General features: G+C 44.7%; 18 protein-coding genes. 11 read left to right on the forward strand and 7 right to left on the reverse strand.

What is annotated here, in order from left to right:
• Window positions 1-44 precede the first annotated feature (44 nt).
• From glmS to FDP09_RS06880, 3 genes are read right to left on the reverse strand one after another with little or no spacing between them, the layout of a single operon-like run.
• Window positions 45-1886: a glutamine--fructose-6-phosphate transaminase (isomerizing) gene (gene glmS, locus FDP09_RS06870; protein WP_137401955.1), complete on the reverse strand. Its 1842-nt coding sequence runs from the start codon at window positions 1884-1886 to the stop codon at window positions 45-47.
• Window positions 1887-1937: 51 nt separating this feature from the next.
• Entirely contained in the window at window positions 1938-3362 is a 1425-nt protein-coding gene (locus tag FDP09_RS06875) for a DUF4270 domain-containing protein (RefSeq protein WP_137401956.1), read from the reverse strand.
• Window positions 3322-4137 carry a glycogen/starch synthase gene (locus tag FDP09_RS06880; protein ID WP_137401957.1) on the reverse strand — a complete coding sequence of 272 codons (816 nt, stop codon included), beginning with the start codon at window positions 4135-4137 and terminating at the stop codon, window positions 3322-3324. The genes FDP09_RS06875 and FDP09_RS06880 overlap by 41 nt, the downstream gene beginning before the upstream one ends.
• A 126-nt stretch (window positions 4138-4263) precedes the next feature.
• On the opposite strand from FDP09_RS06880, the gene panC reads away from it, so the two are divergent.
• From panC to FDP09_RS06900, 4 genes are read left to right on the forward strand one after another with little or no spacing between them, the layout of a single operon-like run.
• The gene (panC, locus tag FDP09_RS06885; RefSeq protein ID WP_137401958.1) at window positions 4264-5121 is read left to right on the forward strand and encodes a pantoate--beta-alanine ligase; all 858 of its coding nucleotides are present in this window, start codon (window positions 4264-4266) and stop codon (window positions 5119-5121) included.
• Between the two features lie 30 nt (window positions 5122-5151).
• Window positions 5152-5499 (forward strand): aspartate 1-decarboxylase, encoded by a 348-nt coding sequence (gene panD / locus FDP09_RS06890; RefSeq protein WP_137401959.1) that lies wholly within the window; start codon window positions 5152-5154, stop codon window positions 5497-5499.
• Between the two features lies 1 nt (window position 5500).
• Window positions 5501-6517: a lysylphosphatidylglycerol synthase transmembrane domain-containing protein gene (locus FDP09_RS06895; RefSeq protein ID WP_137401960.1), complete on the forward strand. Its 1017-nt coding sequence runs from the start codon at window positions 5501-5503 to the stop codon at window positions 6515-6517.
• 21 nt (window positions 6518-6538) lie between these two features.
• The gene (locus FDP09_RS06900) at window positions 6539-7231 is read left to right on the forward strand and encodes a zinc metallopeptidase (protein WP_137401961.1); all 693 of its coding nucleotides are present in this window, start codon (window positions 6539-6541) and stop codon (window positions 7229-7231) included.
• Window positions 7232-7704: 473 nt separating this feature from the next.
• Here the strand turns inward: FDP09_RS06900 and dusB are convergent, their stop codons facing one another.
• Complete coding sequence (gene dusB / locus FDP09_RS06905) at window positions 7705-8706, reverse strand: tRNA dihydrouridine synthase DusB (RefSeq protein ID WP_137401962.1); 1002 nt, start codon at window positions 8704-8706, stop codon at window positions 7705-7707.
• Window positions 8707-8743: 37 nt separating this feature from the next.
• On the opposite strand from dusB, the gene FDP09_RS06910 reads away from it, so the two are divergent.
• From FDP09_RS06910 to FDP09_RS06930, 5 genes are all read left to right on the forward strand, one after another.
• Window positions 8744-9706, forward strand: a complete 963-nt coding sequence (locus FDP09_RS06910) for a CPBP family intramembrane glutamic endopeptidase (protein WP_137401963.1) — start codon at window positions 8744-8746, stop codon at window positions 9704-9706.
• Window positions 9681-9887, forward strand: a complete 207-nt coding sequence (locus FDP09_RS06915) for a putative signal transducing protein (RefSeq protein WP_137401964.1) — start codon at window positions 9681-9683, stop codon at window positions 9885-9887. The genes FDP09_RS06910 and FDP09_RS06915 overlap by 26 nt, the downstream gene beginning before the upstream one ends.
• Complete coding sequence (locus FDP09_RS06920) at window positions 9871-10710, forward strand: phosphatidate cytidylyltransferase (protein ID WP_137401965.1); 840 nt, start codon at window positions 9871-9873, stop codon at window positions 10708-10710. Before FDP09_RS06915 ends, FDP09_RS06920 begins: the two co-directional genes overlap by 17 nt.
• 74 nt (window positions 10711-10784) lie before the next feature.
• Window positions 10785-12062 (forward strand): Glu/Leu/Phe/Val family dehydrogenase, encoded by a 1278-nt coding sequence (locus FDP09_RS06925; protein WP_137401966.1) that lies wholly within the window; start codon window positions 10785-10787, stop codon window positions 12060-12062.
• Window positions 12063-12398: 336 nt separating this feature from the next.
• A complete protein-coding gene (locus tag FDP09_RS06930; protein ID WP_137401967.1) occupies window positions 12399-13061 on the forward strand; it encodes a phosphatidylserine decarboxylase family protein in 663 nt (220 codons plus the stop codon).
• A gap of 382 nt (window positions 13062-13443) precedes the next feature.
• Here FDP09_RS06930 and FDP09_RS06935 read toward each other — a convergent pair whose 3' ends face one another.
• Together FDP09_RS06935 and FDP09_RS06940 are read right to left on the reverse strand one after the other, a co-directional pair.
• The gene (locus FDP09_RS06935; RefSeq protein ID WP_137401968.1) at window positions 13444-13881 is read right to left on the reverse strand and encodes a hypothetical protein; all 438 of its coding nucleotides are present in this window, start codon (window positions 13879-13881) and stop codon (window positions 13444-13446) included.
• Between the two features lie 69 nt (window positions 13882-13950).
• Window positions 13951-15342, reverse strand: a complete 1392-nt coding sequence (locus tag FDP09_RS06940) for a hypothetical protein (protein WP_229683400.1) — start codon at window positions 15340-15342, stop codon at window positions 13951-13953.
• A gap of 93 nt (window positions 15343-15435) precedes the next feature.
• On the opposite strand from FDP09_RS06940, the gene rbfA reads away from it, so the two are divergent.
• Both rbfA and FDP09_RS06950 read left to right on the forward strand, forming a co-directional pair.
• Window positions 15436-15813 carry a 30S ribosome-binding factor RbfA gene (rbfA, locus tag FDP09_RS06945; RefSeq protein ID WP_137401969.1) on the forward strand — a complete coding sequence of 126 codons (378 nt, stop codon included), beginning with the start codon at window positions 15436-15438 and terminating at the stop codon, window positions 15811-15813.
• 214 nt (window positions 15814-16027) lie between these two features.
• Window positions 16028-17251, forward strand: a complete 1224-nt coding sequence (locus tag FDP09_RS06950; protein WP_137401970.1) for an FtsX-like permease family protein — start codon at window positions 16028-16030, stop codon at window positions 17249-17251.
• Between the two features lie 165 nt (window positions 17252-17416).
• Here FDP09_RS06950 and FDP09_RS06955 read toward each other — a convergent pair whose 3' ends face one another.
• Window positions 17417-18985: a hypothetical protein gene (locus tag FDP09_RS06955; RefSeq protein ID WP_137401971.1), complete on the reverse strand. Its 1569-nt coding sequence runs from the start codon at window positions 18983-18985 to the stop codon at window positions 17417-17419.
• Window positions 18986-19237: the final 252 nt, after the last annotated feature.

A 19237-nucleotide genomic window follows, 5' to 3' on the forward strand; every position in this document is an offset into this window, starting at 1 on the left:
GTGACGATTTTATAATCGAACTGAGGTTAATATGATGTGGAAGCTTATTCCACCGTCACTGACTTGGCCAAATTCCTTGGCTGGTCCACATTACAGCCACGCATCACCGCGATGTGATAGGAAAGCTGTTGCAGTGGAAGCACGGAAATTAACGGTACAAAGGCCTCGTGAGCCCTTGGGATTTCGATCACATGGTCGGCCATTTTTTTCACGGTTTGATCACCTTCCGTCACTACGGCGATGATCTTTCCTTTACGGGCTTTTACCTCTTGGATATTGCTGACCACCTTTTCATAAGAACTATCCTGAGTGGCGATAAATACCACCGGCATTTCTTCATCTATCAGGGCGATAGGACCATGCTTCATTTCTGCAGCAGGATATCCTTCAGCGTGAATGTAGGAGATTTCCTTCAGTTTAAGAGCTCCCTCAAGTGCCACTGGGAAGTTATAGCCCCTTCCCAGGTAAAGGAAGTTTCTGGCGTCCTTATACTGCGCAGCGATCCGTTCGATTTGCTCATTTAGCTTTAGGGCCTTTTCGACTTTTGCAGGAATCGCTTCCAATTCGCTGAGCAGTTCCATGTATTTACTTTCGGGAAGTGTACCTCGTTGGTAACCAAGCATCAGCGCCATCATGGAGAGCACTGAAATCTGTGCCGTAAAGGCCTTGGTAGAGGCGACGCCGATTTCAGGTCCGGCGTGGGTGTAGGAGCCAGCATGTGTTGCACGGGCGATGGATGAGCCTACCACATTACAGACACCAAAGATCGTGGCTCCCTTCTGCTTGGCCAATTCGATAGCGGCAAGCGTATCTGCCGTTTCTCCAGACTGGGAGATGGCAATAACAAAGTCACGGCTGTTGATCACTGGATTTCTATAACGGAATTCCGAAGCGTATTCTACTTCCACGGGGACACGCGCAAATTCCTCAAAGAGGTATTCTGCCACCAATCCGGCATGCCAACTGGTGCCACAGGCCGTAATGATGATTCGGTCGGCATTTTGGAACTTGTTCATATAATCTCTCAATCCGCCAAGGATCAATCGGCCGGCCCTGGAGTCCAGCCTTCCCCGCATACAGTCCGCAATCGAACGCGGCTGCTCGTTGATCTCCTTGAGCATGAAGTGTTCGTAGCCGCCTTTTTCGATGGCTTCCAGCTCCATGTCCAATTTATTGATATAGGGGTGGGTTTCGACGTTTTCGATGGTCTTGATCTGGAGTTTGGCATCACGGATAACCGCAATTTCATAGTCGTCCAAATAAACCACCTGATTGGTGTATTCCACTATAGGGGTGGCATCAGAAGCCAGGAAAAACTCTTCCTCGCCTACACCGATGACCAGTGGAGAACCTTTTCGGGCAGCAATCAAGGTGTCGGGTTCCTCTTTGTTCATCAAAACAATGGCATATGCCCCTACAATCTTATGAAGTGCCAGTCTAACGGCCTCTTCCAAGCTGCAGTTGTTGTTTTGGTGGATGTCTTCAATAAAGTTGATAAACACTTCCGAGTCTGTATCACTGTGAAAGGTGTATCCTTTGTTGATCAGGTCGGTTTTGAGAACTTCGTAATTTTCGATGATGCCGTTATGGATCATGGCAAAATTTTCCGAAGAGGAGTAATGCGGGTGGGCATTGACATCATTGGGCTCGCCATGGGTGGCCCATCGGGTATGTCCTATACCGATGTGAGAGTGAAGGTTAGGGTTGGCTTCGATGAAGTTTTCCAGTTCCGAAACTTTTCCTTTCTTCTTATAAACGTTTAGTCCGGCGTCATTTAGTAAGGCCACACCGGCACTGTCATAGCCACGATATTCGAGGCGTTTTAGGCCTTTTATGATGACAGGCAGGGCTTCCTGCTTGCCAACATAGGCAACAATTCCACACATAAAAATTACTTATTAGGGTCCGAATTTAATTTCTAATTATATCATGATCAATTATCTAAGTTTAGAATAATAGATTTTGAGCACTATTGAATTTTGATTGATAATGTACTCTCTAAGGGAGCGGGTAAAGTCACTGGAAGTGGAAATAGTCCTTCCTGATATAGATACCCTAGCGGGGTATAGCAGCAAATCCGTACGCATGACATCCGTTCTGTACAATGCGTCCACATAGTCAACGATGCCGCTTTGGGAATTGGCCGGTACGTATGTGAATTCTTCGGTATTGAATGCTAATGGGTTGGTACCGCCAGATGTGATTGCCGGAACCGCATTCCCGTTTTCATCGGTGGTGGTCTGCGGTACAGTACCTTGTTGTACACTATATGGAGCACCATCTTCTTCCCTTCTTAGGATTTTGTTGGTGTCATCCGTAAAATACTGGATGAGCCCTTGAATGGGCATTTTACTGTCTGGGAAATTTTCGACAGGCCCCATCTCCAAGGTGGCCCTGTTGAAGATTACATTGTCCACAGTATCGAGGAAGTTTGACAGCGGTTCCATGTCAAGTTTTACCATGTGTCCGAGCAGGGCCTTGCTGCCTACCAAGTTACCGACGTTATAAGCGGTATTTTTCTCTGTAACGATCTCCGTCGGCGTACCGGTAGGGTTATTTGTCATGCCATTGAAGTGTCTGGAACCATTGGTATAAATGGAATAGACGCTGGAAACAGTGTCTTCTTCGCTGTTTCTGTAATACAGCTTGATACCTGTATTGGGTGGGCCACTGTTATATTGCCCCCTGTTTACATGAATGGTCGTTTGCTGTTCGGCTGACCCTTTCAGGGCAAAGCCCGGAAAGTAATCCCTAAAAGCAAAGATATCCTTAAATACCGGGTCTTCATCCTTTAGCTTGGTGAAGAGATCCGTGGCCAGGGCCTCGTCCAAATTCATGAATACGATCGTATCGGAATTTTCCTCCAACATAAAGGAACCACTGGCAAAGGGAGCTTCCTCGTAGTCCAAGTGGTCGAAATTGTAATAAGCGGTATCGAGAATAGGTTCTGTAAGTTTGTGGGCAGAGAAGGTTTTGGCCTCGTCGAGGTCTTCTGCGGTCAACGTCAGGATGTCCAAGCTGAATTTGGCGGAATCAAGGATGGCATCGCTGTTCGGGCGGGCGGCAGAATTCCCGAAGGAGAGTCTGCTGAACGCCGTTGATTCGGTTTCCCCAAAATAATCGCTCATGTCACCTCCAGCGACCAAGACTCCGGAATTGGTGGTGTTTAAACTGTCTATGGATACCAAATAAGCAGAAAGGGGTATTTCTGCATAGAAAACCCCTATTCTGTTTGCCTCTGGATCCAGCACCAATCCGATGTCGGATGGGTCAGTACATCCATTGATCAATGGTGTAGAAAGCATCAATAGACCTGCAAGCTTAGCCTGCCAGGTCTGTATAGATGTTGTAATAACTTTCAAAAAGTTGTTCTTCTTCGTCTTCGTTGTTAATATCACACTTTTTGTCTTTAGAGCACTCTTCAATAATTTGATTTAGACTGTCAGAGATTTCGTCGCCTTTGATCACCACATCGGCATATTCCATGCCTATTTTGAGGAAGCCTTCGAAGTCTTTGGACTTCAATGGTGACAGGATGCTATCATCGATATCGACCATTTTGACCTTTTCTAACAAGTCATCGCCAAATTTATGATTAAATCCGTTATTATAAATGGTGAATACGGATTTTGTGTTTTTAAATAGCGGTTCGTTTTTGTAGGTGGTTTTCAGGTACAATGGAATCAAGCTGGTCATCCAGTCATTGCAGTGGACCACGTCAGGGGCCCAGCCCAGTTTTTTGACCGTTTCGATGACACCCTTACAGAAGAAAATGGCCCTTTCGTCATTGTCTTCATAGAATTTTTCCTGCTTGTCATGGAAAACGCTTTTTCGCTGGAAATAGTCTTCGTTGTCAATAAAATATACCTGAAGCTTTGCATTAGGAATGGAAGCCACCTTAATGATCAATGGTTTTTCCTCCTCACCAACAGAAATGTTGATTCCTGAAAGCCTTACCACTTCATGCAACCTGTTCTTTCTTTCGTTGATCAAACCAAATCTCGGAACAAGAATACGGATTTCCATTCCTTTCTCCTGCATTGCCTGCGGCAAGGCCCTAACGAAGTTAGCTACCTCTGAGGTTTGAAGAAATGGATTGATTTCACTTGCTACGTAGAGAATACGAAGTTTGGACATATCTTGTTTTTTTTGTTGAGGGATAATACGGGACTACAAAGATACAAAAAAAAATACAAAAACCCGTTGATATTGTCTAGAATAATTTACTTTTGCTCCTATTTTGCTAAGTGTAATTGAAAAGCCGTGAAAATTCTCGAAACCAAACAAGCCCTTAAACAGCAGCTATTTGCCTGCCGGAAAACAGGCCAAACAATTGGCTTAGTGCCCACTATGGGAGCCCTCCATGACGGGCACTTAAAATTGGTGAAAAATGCCAAGGCCAATACTGATTTTGTTGTAGTCTCCATCTTTGTCAATCCCACCCAGTTTAATAATCCTGCGGATCTGGAAAAATATCCCCGGACCATAGAGCAGGACGTGAAGCTGTTGGGCGAAGCGGGAGTGGACATGGTGTTTTTGCCTGCTGTGGGAGAGATGTACCCTGAACCCACCAAGCTGACTTTTGACTTTGGGGCTTTGGAGAGGGTCTTGGAGGGGGCATTTAGACCGGGGCATTTTAATGGCGTGGGGGTGATCGTTTCCAAGTTGTTTCATATCGTGCAGCCCGACAAGGCATTTTTTGGCCAAAAGGACCTTCAGCAGGTAGCTATTATCCGGAGAATGGTGGATGACCTGTCTTTTGGGGTGGAGGTGGTCGTCGTGCCTACTTCACGTGAACTTGATGGCTTGGCCATGTCTTCCCGAAATGGAAGGTTGACAGCGGTAGATCGTAAAAGGGCCTTGATTCTTTTTGATTCCCTGACCTTGGCGCGAAAGGAACTTTTAGCAGGCAAGTCGTGGTTTGAAGTGCAGAAGAAAATATCACACAAATTTAATTTGGAACAGGGAGTGGAGCTGGAATATTTTGAGTTAGTGAGGACAAAAAGCCTCGAAACGGTGTCAGCAATAGATATTTCGCAACAAGCCGAACCTCAGGAATATTCTATTTGCACCGCAGCTTACGTAGGAGAGGTGAGGCTGATCGACAACTTATCGATTTAATCCTTAAATTTGTGGCAAATTTAGAAAGCAATGCAAATTCAGTTATTGAAATCAAAGATTCACAGGGTCAAGATTACACAAGCAGAACTTCATTATGTGGGAAGTATCACCATTGATGAGGATTTGATGGACGCTGCTAATATGATTGAAAACGAAAAAGTACAGATCGTCAATATCAACAATGGTGAGCGACTGGAGACTTATGTGATCAAGGGTGAGCGTGGCAGCGGAATGGTCTGCCTGAATGGACCTGCGGCCAGAAAAGCACAAGTAGGTGATGTAGTGATCATTATTTCGTATGCTTCCATGGATTTTGAAGAGGCCAAGCAGTATAAACCAGTGGTCATATTTCCGGACGACTCAAATAAATTGATCTGATTTGAAACTTAGTGTAAAGCAATGGATCCAAGTGGCCATATCCTTAGTGGTGGCTATTTGGATTTTTTGGTTCTTATATAAAGATGTAAAAATGGAAAGCCTGTTGGAAGCACTTCAGCAGGCTTCACTGTTTTGGATCTGCATGTCCATTGGTGTCTCGATCTTGGGATTTGGCGTAAGAGCATGGCGATGGAAGTTGCTCATAGATGCAGATCTGGAAGAGAGGCTGCCTACTTCAAGGGCTTTCTGGGGCCTTATGATCGGCTATTTGGTCAATATGCTTGTGCCTCGAGCAGGAGAAGTAGCCCGCTGCGGAGTGCTTAAGAAGACCGAGAATCTTCCGGTCAGCAAATTGCTCGGTACCGTGATTTTGGAGCGATCAGTGGACCTGCTGTTTATGTTGGGGGCTATTTTTTTGGCATTTATCCTCGAACGTGAAGTTTTTGTGGGATTGGCACAGGAACTGGTTTCCCTTGAAGCCATTGGGGCTGGCTTGCAGGAATATATGCCCTTGCTGATCGGTGGAGTGATTTTGTTGGCGATTATATTTTATTGGGTTTCCAATCGCTATCGTGATCACGGATTGGTCAAGAAATTTCATCACTTTATGAGAGAGCTCATTGGAGGGCTTAAGAGTGTACAGCGTATGAAAAACCGCTTGGGTTTCTGGCTTGCATCTGTAGGCATATGGATAATATATTTTCTGATGATGTATTTCATTGCCATGGCCATGCCCAGTACTGCCAATTTGTCTCCTTCGGCGGTATTGATGGTTATGGTAATGGGGAGTATAGGCATGGTGGCACCTGTCCAAGGGGGAATAGGGACCTTCCATGCCCTAGTGGCTTTTATTTTAATGACATATGGGCTGACTGAGGAAGAGGGCAAAATATTTGCGGTGATCGTCCATAGTTCGCAAGTGCTGATCGTGTTGGTGGCAGGAGTGATCAGCCTCTTAGTAGTGGCAAAAATTTCCGTTACAGCAAAACCACATGTAGAACATTTGCGTAATAATTAAGCGTTTAAAACAAACAAAAATATGTTACTGATTCTAATTGTAGTTGTATTTGGGATTATGGGCTTTGTCATCAGTCAAAAGCTCAAGAGTAAATTCAAGAAATATTCCCAAACGGCCTTGGAGGCCAATTTATCCGGTAAGGAAATAGCGGAATTAATGCTGGCTGATCACGGGATACATCATGTGACGGTGAATTGTGTGGAGGGGAAGCTTACTGACCACTATAATCCACAAAACAAAACGGTAAACCTCAGTCCTGATGTTTACTATGGAAGGAATGCCGCAGCGACTGCAGTGTCAGCCCACGAATGTGGCCACGCCGTGCAGCATGCCCAGTCTTATGCTTGGCTGGGATTACGATCAGCGATGGTGCCGATTCAGAATGTCAGCGGTAAAATCCTTAATTTCGTACTGATCGCTTCGCTATTTGGTGGCTTGGCACTTTTTGGCTTGCCGTTGGAAGCTGTAGGGGTGATTGTGGTAGGCTCATATGGCGTGATTACGCTATTTACGTTGGTGACCCTGCCTGTAGAGTTTGACGCCAGTAGAAGGGCCTTGGCTTGGGTGAAGGAGAGAAATATAGTCACGCCTTCAGAATATGAAATGTCCAAAGATTCCTTGAAATGGGCCGCGATGACTTATGTGGTAGCCGCGCTAGCTTCTTTAGCGACATTGGCATATTATGCGATGATCTTTTTTGGTGGAAGAGACTAAGTAAAGAGAAAAGAGCCAACAGGAAAGAGAAAAGTGTATCAAGATTTAACAGCATGAATAGGGCTGCCTTCGAGTGGGAAGGCAGCCCTATTTGATGTAATGATGGTTACTGGATCAAGCGTAAAAGTTGGGGGCTGCCAGTTTCTTAATGACCAGAGCTCGACTTAATTTTAGTATAAAAAGCGTCATACGAACCCTTTTCCAACCCTCAAATCTCCCTCTAAGCCTCGCATTGACGATTTGATAATCGAACTGAGGTTAATGGCAAAACCGCCGATACATAAAAATGCCACAAAGGCCCAAAGGCACCAAGTGCATGTTGGGCCTACATTGAAAGATTGCGCTCGAAAGCTAGCCCCAGAGGGGCGATATATTTATAGCCATGGGTGAAGCCCATGGTAAATTGCTCCTTGGTGGGATTCCAAGTACAAGTCTCCCCTCCCAAGACTTACGCCTCAAATCTGGGCCTCTTATTAGCCTTGATTGACAAACTGATAGTCAGCAAAATCCACGGAGACTTGATCTAGGAGTGAAGATACTTCGGCATAACTGTCTGCGGTGACCATTTTGGTGCGGTAAGGCTTGAAATTGGGCATGCCACGGAAGTAATTGGTATAATGCCTTCTCATTTCCAAGATGCCGAGTTTTTCGCCTTTCCATTTGACAGAAAAGTCCAAGTGTTTTTTAGCAATACTGATCCGTTCTTCCAAGCCTGGGGCAGCAAGTTTTTCCCCGGTTTCAAAGTAATGCTTTATTTCATTGAAAATCCATGGATAGCCGATCGCCGCACGGCCGATCATCATGCCGTCCACGCCAAAGCGGTTGCGGTATTCCAGCGCCCTCTCAGGACTGTCGATGTCGCCATTGCCAAACAATGGAATGTGGATTCGTTGGTTTTCCTTGATCTTGGCCAGGTATGTCCAGTCAGCTTCACCTTTATACATTTGCTTTCTGGTACGGGCATGTACGCTGATGGCCTGGATTCCCACATCCTGAAGCCTTTCCACGACTTCTACGATCCGGATGGTGTTATTGTCCCATCCCAGTCGGGTCTTAACGGTAACGGGGATATTGACAGCCTTGACGATCTCTGCAGTCATGCTCACCATTTTATCGATGTCGAGCAAAATGCCGGCACCAGCACCTTTACAGGCTACTTTGTTGACAGGGCAGCCGTAGTTGATGTCCAGAATGTCCGGTCCGGCCTGTTCGGCGATGGCCGCCGCTTCCCGCATGGAGTCGATTTCATTTCCGAAGATCTGGATCCCGATAGGGCGTTCATATTCAAAAATATCCAGTTTTTGGACACTTTTTGCCGCATCCCTGATCAGTCCTTCAGAACTGATAAACTCCGTGTACATCAAATCCGCTCCATTTTCCTTACACACCGCTCTGAACGGTGGGTCGCTGACATCTTCCATCGGTGCCAAGAGTAAGGGAAATTCCCCTAAGGCTAAGTTTCCTATTTTTACCACGATTGATTTATAATTTTCCTGTAAATTTACCCCAATTATGGAGATTTATAAAACCCAAAGCCAAATTGCTGCAAAACACAACTGGTTATTGTCGTTGGTTGTGCTCGTTTTGATCACCTTTGGCGTACTTGCACTGACACAAGGGATTGCATTGGTTATTATCCCTTTTCTATTCGATATTAGCTATGAAGACATCCTGCCCTTGTTTACTGGAGAGTTGGAATATCCCAACGGACGCATGGCAATGCTCTTTCTTCAAGGCCTAGGCGGAGGACTGGCTTTTTTTATTGCCGGATGGTTGTTTTCCCGGATTGTGGAAAAAGCTGACCTGGGATGGAAACAACAGTTTGCCCGTGTAAAGTTCATTTATCTCTTGCTATTGCTGCCATTGCTTTTTGGCTTCATTTTATTTGATGCCAAGGTAATCGAGTGGAATATGAACGTGGAGTTTCCGGCGTTTATGGAGGGATTTGAAGCTTTTGCCCGTGAAATGGAGGACCAAGCCATGAAGATGACCAAGTTTTTGACCGATTTTCAGAATTTTGGTGAGTTTTTGGCGGGCGTTTTGGTGATCGGAGTATTTGCTGGTATTGGTGAAGAGTACTTTTTTAGAGGAGTACTTCAGCCAAAACTGCACCGCTATTTTGGCAATGCCCACGTAGGAGTATGGTTGGCAGCATTTGTATTTTCTGCCATTCACTTTCAGTTTTACGGTTTTTTCCCGCGTTTACTTCTTGGAGCACTTTTTGGTTACTTGTACTTGTATTCAGGAAGTCTGGTTTATCCCATGGTAGGGCATGTGCTGAACAATACCTTTACGATTGTCATGGTCTATCTAAACAAGTTGGGGGTGATGGAGTTTGATATAGAAGACCCTGAGAGCGTCAGTTGGTACACGGTGCTATTGGGGCTAATGGTCTTTATCATCTGCATGCGATTTTTCATCCAGCAAGGAAATCAAAATAATACTTCACATGGAGAAGTGGCAGAAGGTTTTTGAGTCGGGATCTATTGTCAGGGCAGAGATCGTCAAGGGAGTACTTGGCGAGCATGACATCACCGCAATCGTACTGAATAAGAAGGAATCTGTGTACCAAATCAACGGGAGTTATCAGGTGATGGTGGCTTCCGATAAAGCCTTTGAGGCTGCTAATTTAATTAAGAATGAGATATCGTTTTAATATTTCCAATTATAGTGAACTGGGACAGCGTATCATTACTGCCCTATTGGGGGCGGCAGTCATTGTGTTGGGATGTATGTATAGTGAATGGGCTTATTTTTCTATTTTTGGGACAATTTTGGTTTTGTCTCAACTTGAATTTTATAAACTTTGCGGGCTGGACGGGATGCTTCCCCTAAAGTCATTTGGTACTTTTTTGGGACTTATGATCTTTGTGATGACTTTTTTTGTGGAGATGCAGCATCTGGATGGCAAGTATTATTTTCTTATCTTTCCGATGATATCCATGATATTCTTTATCAAACTCTATCGTAAATCGGATAAAAAACCATTCACGGGTATTGCTTACACATTTCTAGGGATATTCTATGTGGCAGTGCCGTTTTCGTTATTGAACTTAGCGGCATTTTCGGTGGGTAAGACCTTCCATTATGAGGTCATCGTGGGGTCACTTTTTATTCTCTGGGCAAGTGATAGTGGTGCGTATTTTGCAGGAACAAAATTCGGTAAAACGAAGTTGTTTGAGAGAGTGTCCCCCAAAAAATCCTGGGAAGGTAGTTTGGGAGGAGCGGCTGCTGCGATTTTAACGGCTTACCTGCTTAGTTTAAACTTCGGGGTGATTCCACAGTGGAAGTGGTTTTCCATCGGAGGAATTATCATTATTGCCGGTACCTATGGCGATTTAATAGAATCGTTGTTTAAGCGGAGCATAGCGATCAAGGATTCGGGAAAAGGGCTTCCCGGACATGGAGGGTTTATGGATCGTTTTGACGGATTGTTAGTTTCAGCGCCTTTTATTGCGGCATTTTTAAAAATATTTTAAAATGTATAGTGCAATTTTGAGAATGTGTCTAATATTGTATCAAATTTAGTCTCTACATAAACTAAAACCCAATTATGGCTTATATCGAACCGGCTCCGATTACGGACAAAGAAAATCCGTTGGAGTCAATGATGGAGAGGTTTAATATTGCAGCAGAAAAGTTAGGTCTTTCAGATGAGGTCTATAATGTGCTGAAGAACCCTGCAAAACAGGTGATTGTATCTCTTCCCATCACCATGGACAATGGCAAAATAAAAGTTTTTGAGGGCATTCGTGTGGTCCATTCCAATATTTTGGGACCTGCAAAAGGAGGGATTCGTTTTGCGCCGGATGTACATATCGATGAGGTCAGGGCGCTGGCAGCTTGGATGACATGGAAGTGCGCGGTGGTGGACATTCCCTATGGAGGAGGAAAAGGCGGTGTGCGCTGCAATCCTAGGGAAATGTCTCCAGGCGAAATCGAGCGGTTGGTCCGTGCCTATACCCTTGCGATGATCGATGTTTTTGGCCCGGATAAGGACATCCCGGCACCTGACATGGGGACCGGTCCCAAGGAAATGGCCTGGTTGATGGATGAGTACTCTAAGGCCAAAGGAACGACCGTAAATGCAGTGGTGACTGGCAAACCGCTCGTCCTGGGTGGTTCTCTGGGAAGAACGGAGGCTACGGGTCGTGGTGTGATGGTATCCGCTCTGGCTGCCATGGAAAAACTTAAGATAAACCCATTCCAAGCAACCTGTGCGGTACAAGGTTTCGGCAATGTAGGTTCCTGGGCGTCAGCCTTGCTGGAAGAGCGAGGGCTGAAAGTCGTGGCGGTATCGGATATTTCAGGTGCTTATTATAATTCCCATGGCATTAACATCCAAGAAGCTATAGCCTATCGTGACGGAAACAAGGGAACCTTGGAGGGTTTTGATGGGGCAGAAAAACTGTCCGATCCCTTGGAATTGCTCGAATTGAAGGTGGACGTGCTGGTGCCGGCTGCTGTAGAAGATGTGATCACCAAAGGGAATGTGGACAAAATCAATGCTCGACTGATCGTAGAGGGTGCCAATGGGCCTACTTCCTTTAACGCAGATAAAATCATCAATGAGAAGGGCATCATGGTGGTTCCGGATATCTTGGCCAATGCTGGTGGCGTGACGGTTTCCTACTTCGAGTGGGTGCAAAACCGCCTTGGGTATAAATGGACGGCGGAAAGGGTAAATAGAAGATCAGACAGGATCATGAAGGAGGCCTTTGACCAAGTGTACAAAACTTCCGTAAAACATGAAGTGCCGATGCGGATTGCTGCCTATATCGTAGCGATCGATAAAGTAGCCCAAACGTATCAGTTCAGGGGTGGATTTTAAATTAGTCGCCGTAATTTAACCACAAAGATCACCAAGGAACCACCAAGGGCTCTGAGTAGGTTATAAGTTTTTTCGACAAATCTTTGTGCACTCAGTGCGTGGCTTTGTGATCTTAGTGGTTAGGTGTTTTTAACCACTAAGATCACCAAGGATGCATAAAGGAATTGGTATGGCTGAAAACCATATGGCTAAGCGTATATTGAATTTTTTCTTTAACATACGGAGAAATATTGGCAAATTGCAGCCGAATTTAATTTGGGACAGTAAGATTGTTTGTAATAAAGGAACCAAAATTGAATTCATAACATTGATTTATATTGAATTAACCCCATTCTGATGACGATACATAAAGAAGGAAGACAATTACTGTTTTGGATGCTGGTAGTACTCGCGGGCGTCAACTTTGCGACACATCAATTAATGCCAGGACAGGATACCGTATTGAATTTGATTTTACTGGCCAGTATCATCATATATTTGTTGGTGCTGCAGTTTTTTAGAAACCCTACCATTCCCTTGCCGGAAGATGAGCAGTTGGTTTATGCTCCTGCGGATGGAAAGGTAGTGGTGATCGAAGAGGCCCAAGAAGATGAATACCTTAAGGAGCGTAGAAAGCAAATTTCCATATTCATGTCTCCAGTAAATGTCCATGTAAACCGGTCTCCGGTGAGCGGTATTGTAGAATATTTTAAATACCATCCTGGCAAATATATGGTGGCATGGCATCCTAAGGCCAGTTACGAAAATGAGCGTTCAACAATGGTGGTCAAGCACTCCAAGACAGGCGTGCAGTTATTGGTAAGGCAAATAGCAGGAGCAGTGGCAAGAAGGATCAAATACTATGTGAAAGAGGGTGATCCTTTGGTGCAGGGTGGAGAATTTGGCTTTATCAAGTTTGGGTCAAGAGTCGATGTCTTTGTGCCCTTGGATGCTGAGATATTGGTGAATATAGATGATAAGACAAAGGGTGGTATTACGCCTTTGGCCCGTTTGAAATAGAAGCTGCAGGTGACTCCTGCGCCCTAAAGTGTGTACCACCCATATCATGAAGTTCCTCAGGAACGGCAGCCATCAGCCAGATTGGGACATGCTATACTGCTACTGATGCTCCCAATAGAGGATCTGTCGCCCCTATGGAACTAGGTCAATGCTCTTAAGCTAAAGAAACTAAGTGAGGTCAGGCTCGGGCGGAGTCGTGGTCCCACACTACCCTCCGACTCTACCTGGAGGATAGACAGGTAGAGTCCAAGGGTGACAAGGGGTGTACTTCCCCGAACTTAAGAGCATTGTGGGGCTAGTTCCCGGGTGTACTAAATGCCAAATACCTTTTGTTTCTTGAATCGGAACCCAATCCCCGAAAACGTTGCGCCTGGCTTGACCCTTATTTTTTTCCGATCGTATATCGAAGTCCGAAATTACCCCTTAACCCAAGGGCTCCATTATACATGGGGGTAGCCTCCATCATGATGGCAAATGCCCGGTGGTTTGAAATTGGCTTGAAGGCAAATAGCACAGGAGCTCCCACACGTGCACCATCATCGAATTCGTAATAACCCAGCATTAAGCCAGCTGAAACGTTATACCAGTCTGATTGATAGAAATTATATTGTCCGATAGCTTCTGCTCCAAAATAGCGATTGAGATAATCTCCGGCAAATAATCGCCCTTCCCCGAAAAATTTTCTGTCTGGGTCAGTGCCAGCGGCTAATTGGGTAAGTATTCCATTGGAATAAACGCCCACAGTGACTTGGGCATTGGCAAGTTGTGTAATGCATGCTTGAAAAAGTAGCAAAAAAAGGATGCTTTTAAGATAAGTCATTTTTTATTGGTTTAAAGATTAGAAATAATTTTGCAAAAATCGTTTTGAACTTCACTACCCAAGCCAAGCTTATTCCGACAAACGGAATACACCCTCCTGCTCTTTTTGGTAGAGTTTTCCTAGGGCTGGAATATGTACGATGAGTTTTTCGAACAGTCCTTCCTGATCATAGATGACAGTGGGTTTTTCATTTAGAAAATTCAAATATACTTCCATCATATTTTCCTGGTCTGCATAATCTGTCAGCACCCGTTTGGAAAGACGGAAGTTAAGGTAGGGACTTGCCAATTTGGTATGCTGATAGGCACTTATTTCATCGCCGAGAATGACGATCCTTTTGGCGCGAGGCTGGACAGATTCCTCCAAGGTATAATTCCATGTTTTCTTGGCTTGGATTTTATAAACAGTCCAGGTGTAACCTACTGCCGGGATGAGGAGAAGAAAGGTGTAGAAAAGAGCATTCAGTTGTTTTCGATTGGTCAGGTGGATAAATATCTGGGCAATAAAATAGGTCAGTCCCGGTAGGATGATGACCATTTGGTAGGGAGTCCTTCTGTTGGCAATGAAAACAGAAAAGATCGCAAAAATGGTATAGAGCAGCATCAACTGTTTTTGTTTTTGTTGATTGACAGTGATGCTGGTCGTGACAGTACCTACAAAATAGCCGATAACTGCAAACAGCAGTGGTGCGACCATTAATGTCAGCAGGTCAAAATAGGTCACATGTGGATAGCTGCTGGTTATTCGTGTGGCCAAAACGAATTCCGTAATAAATTCCGGCAGGCCTCCGATCCAGAAAAAATAAATGCAGCACATCACGAATGGTTGGAAATAGCCTACCAATGAAAGGATGAGTTGATTAAAGCTAAAGCCACTGACGGTAATACCAGCTACCAAAAGGAAGGGCAGAAATATGATCAATGGGAAGTGGAAGCATACGGCGACGCCTCCAAAGAGGCCTACAAGCAAAATGGACTCGGTGTTTTGCTCATTTAAAAGTGTCTGTGAAAATAATTGGCCCAAAGCCAGTATAATAAAAGTCGTTCCCATCAACGCTGGTGAAAGTGTCAGCATATCAAAAGAAAAGTGGAACAGTACCAACATGACTAAAGCAGGAATATAGGAGGTGTTGTCAAATGCCTTGTACTGGATAAAAAGCCGATTGACATAGTAGATCTGAAAGAGGATGATACATGCCGCTAAGAATTTATACATCCACCAAGATCGGCCTACCAAAGCATCAATCAACCAATACATATAGGCTGAAAGAGGCCCAATGTCATCGACAATATCAACGTATAGGTAATGACCATGACTGAGGCGCTCTCCTACCAGCATCCATGAAAGTTCAGGGCTTAGCAGCGGGATGTTCATCAGCTCATAAGGTAGGCTGAGTGCTATAAGTAGCAACGCGATGCCTAAGATTCTAAATGGATCGTTGATTTTAAAAAAGCTAAGCAAGGATAATATCTGTTGATAGTTATTTATTTCTGAACGTACGAAATTAAAGGTTAGTCGATTAAATCACTAAATTTGTATCGATAAATATTCAATATGGAAAGCAAGAGACAACAAAAGTATTCAAAGTTAATTCAAAAGGAACTGGGGGAGATCTTTCAGCGGGAATCCCGGCCGTTGGTGGGCAATGCCATGGTTTCAGTTACCAGAGTGCTGATGAGTCCAGACTTGGGCGTGGCCAAAATCTACCTAAGTTTCCTCTTAGCGAACAACAAGGAGCTGTTGGAAAAAATCGATGGGCACAAAAAGGAGATCAGGAAACACCTCGGAAGACGCATTGGAAAAACAGTAAGGAGCGTTCCGGAATTGGTCTTTTACCCAGATGATTCTTCTGCATATGCACAGCATATGGACAAGATTATCGGAGATTTGGATATCCCAGAGGCACCTGACGATGAGGAAGAAGAGGACTGATCAATGGGTTTTTTCGAGCCCATTTTTTTCGAGTCCAAAATTAAAGTACCTTAGGTCAGTGGGCATTGTTAAATGGGCATGACCTTTAGCTGCCCCCTGATGCCCGGTTCCTTTTCTCCTATTAATAAAAGATGAGTTATAGCCGGTCGGATCAGTGTTCTGTACTTAAATTACCATTAAATTATTCACCTTTAATTACGTTATTAACCATCCAGTGAATCTCTCCTTTTTTATTGCATCCCGGTATTTCAGAAGTAAGAAGAAGCGGAATTTTATCAATATCCTGTCCAGGATAGCGATGATTGGTGTGGCAGTGGGAACCATGGCGCTGGTAATTGTGCTATCCGTGTTTAACGGGTTGGAGGATTTGATCAGGGGCTTATATGCCTCTTTTGATGCGCCACTGAAAATAGAGCTGGTGAAGGGCAAGTCTTTCGAAGCGGGGGATGATTTTTTGGATAGCCTAAGGGATGTGGAAGGCGTGGAGGCCATCACGGAAGTAATAGAAGACAATGCCCTGCTGAAATATGGCGAAGATCAAATGGTGGTGACGATGAAAGGGGTCAGCGATGAATTTTTGGACGAAGAGCGATTTGAGAGGGGGTATTTTGCGGGTGAGATGACCTTAGGGAGCCAAAAGCAGCCCAAAGCCATCATGGGTAGAGGCGTAAGCTTTATGCTAGGGGTGGATCCCAAAAATGAGTTTGAGCAGCTGCGGATGTTTTACCCAAAGGCTCCTCGGGCTGGTACGATCGATCCCAGGCAAATGTACAATTCCGGTAGGTTGGGGTTGGCCGGGACCTTTAGCGTGGAGAAAAAGTTTGATGATAATTATGTCGTAGTGCCATTATCTTTTGCGAGGGATATCATGGGGTATGGAGATAGGCGTACGGCATTGGAAGTGAAAGTGGCTGCTGATTTTTCGGTGTCCGATGTGAAGGCCAGGCTACGGCAAATGCTTGGTGGTGATTTTACCGTGAAAGATACAGACGAGCAGCATGCAGGATTGCTCAGGGCCATCAGGATCGAAAAGTTATTTGTATTTATCACCTTGACGTTTATTTTGGCGGTAGCTTCATTTAATATATTCTTTTCACTGAGCATGCTGGCGATCGAAAAAAAGAAAGACATTGCCGTGATGATGGCCATGGGCGCTACCGAAAAGCTCATTCGTGCTATTTATGTCAAACAAGGCGCCATTATAGCCTTTTCTGGAGCCATTGTAGGGCTTGTGTTGGGATTTTTGGTGTGTTGGTTTCAGGATCGATTTGGGCTGGTGTCACTTGGCGTGGCGAGTTCTGTAGTGGACAGTTACCCTGTCAAGATGATTTGGACAGATTTCCTGTGGACGAGCCTAAGTCTTATTGTCATTACATTTTTTGCTGCATATCGACCGGCTAGCATCGCGTCCAAAGTCAATACGGTGGAGCATTTATAGGGCTTGTTTGGGAATGCTTCTAGATTCCCATTTAGGAGGTGTCGATGCTTACTGATTTTTTGGACAGAAAGTGCTGGAGTGATCATCCTTGCCAAAATGAAAAGGCACCTTGGGGAGGAATGTTTGTCCCCAAGGTGCCCGTGTGTTTTGGACAATTCAGGTATTTTATTGATAGCTAAACGTTTTATCAAAATCCAGTCTTGCCATTCTGTAGGCTTTGTTATACTGTCCCAAGACCACCATTTGATGGTTGGAGACTTGTTTACAGGCGAGCGGCTTTGTGAGGATGTGGAGGTCACGGCTGAAAGGCAATGCTGCCTTTTTTACATTCCCATGCCAATCCACTTCCACCATGGCGATCAAGACGTCCTTCTGGGTGGCTTTAGGATTAAAGTGCACTGGCTCACAAACTCCCTCACACAGGTTTTCGGGATGGTCATTAAAAACCAAGTAAACTTTGTCATTTAGCACTGCCGTAGCATAAGAAGAGAAAAAGCTGTATCCTTCAGGAGACACTTGGTTTTTACGGATTTGCTCCGTCCACATTACCTCACCGTCTGGCGCGATGCTTACCACAGCGATAGTGTTAAAGGCTGTTTTGGCTGTACGGTAGTTGGTTCGGGGATTAAAGCCAGCTGTTTGGGTGGCTTGTTCCGCAATGAGGATGGCACTTCCATCACCCCGGAAAGTAATATCATTCAAGCGATAGGCGTATAGTCCTTCCTGTTTTTCTTCTTTGTTGGCCTTGTCGTTTTCTGCCAAAAGAATGGGTGCAAAAGGTTGAAAGCTTTTTTGGATCATCTTAGGGCCGGCGAAGGTCAGGAAATAGCTGCCTGCGGTTGTTTGCTCACCGGTGGTGGTGAAAAAGCCAGTACATACAAGTTGCGATTTTGCATTTGTTCCGATTTGCATTTTGGTCAGGTGTCTTCCGGCCACTTTTGGAAAGACTTCGGCGGTAGTAGTTCCGTCGTGGGTGATGGCGGTAATGCTGAATTGATAATTCGGTTGCCAAAACCTTTCGAGTGCTTTTTCACTATCGCCCACCTTTTTCAGGATAAATACATCCCCCGTTTGGGATATGTGATAGTTGAGGATGTGATAGTGGCCAGTCTCCTGTGAAGCCTCGAGTTGGCGGCTCCAACGAGGTGATAGCTTATCGTCCAGCACGGCAAAATGAAGTTGATCTGGCGTGTTTTTAGTCCCGGGTTGTGTAAATGTACTCAGGAGGAAATTACCTCCCTCAGACAGTTTGATATGGAATGCGGGGCGTTCGAATTTCGCTTTGGCCTCTTCTGGGATGCGCTGTAGGACGGTTGGAGTTTGGCTAAGAGTAAGGGTGGATTTGTCGATCTCATCTGCCAGAAGTACATTCCTATCGTCCTCATGGATGCTGTAGAAGCAATAGAGTTTTCCGCCGATTTGTAAGATCCTTTCAAATTTGGCAGGAGAATTACTGTTTACGACTTGAAGCTGGCGAAAGCTTCTGAGTTCCATTTGGTTGTTGTAAAATTCCAGGATTGGGAATGCTTCCCTTCCTCGCAGTTCATTACTGAGTTTTATTTTGGTTACAAAGATGCCGTTTTTGTCGTGAGCTACAATCTGACTGGGCATCATATTGTTTTTTGTATAATGTTGGCTACCCAAGTGCACCTGAGGTCCGCTGCTTGAGGGTGATTGGGCCTGAAGCACCGCAAAGGAAAAGACGAATAGTAGAAGCGTTAAAGTAGTTTTCATAAGGGGTTGATTTTAAGGCAAATATCAATATTATTTTTTCGAAATGCAAAAAATAATATTTGAAATACATTTAATGTGGGTTTTGCGTAAGTTTTTAGACAGGCTCAATATTTTAGATACTGAGTCTGTAGTTTATTAATAAATGTGTAACCGGAATGATGGGGTGATCAAAGATTACATGACAAAAATATACCTTTTATTATCAAAAAATGCTTTTTCACATACGCAAATGTACGCATATTAGGTGAATTT

It is taken from the genome of Echinicola rosea (assembly GCF_005281475.1).
Classification (GTDB): domain Bacteria; phylum Bacteroidota; class Bacteroidia; order Cytophagales; family Cyclobacteriaceae; genus Echinicola; species Echinicola rosea.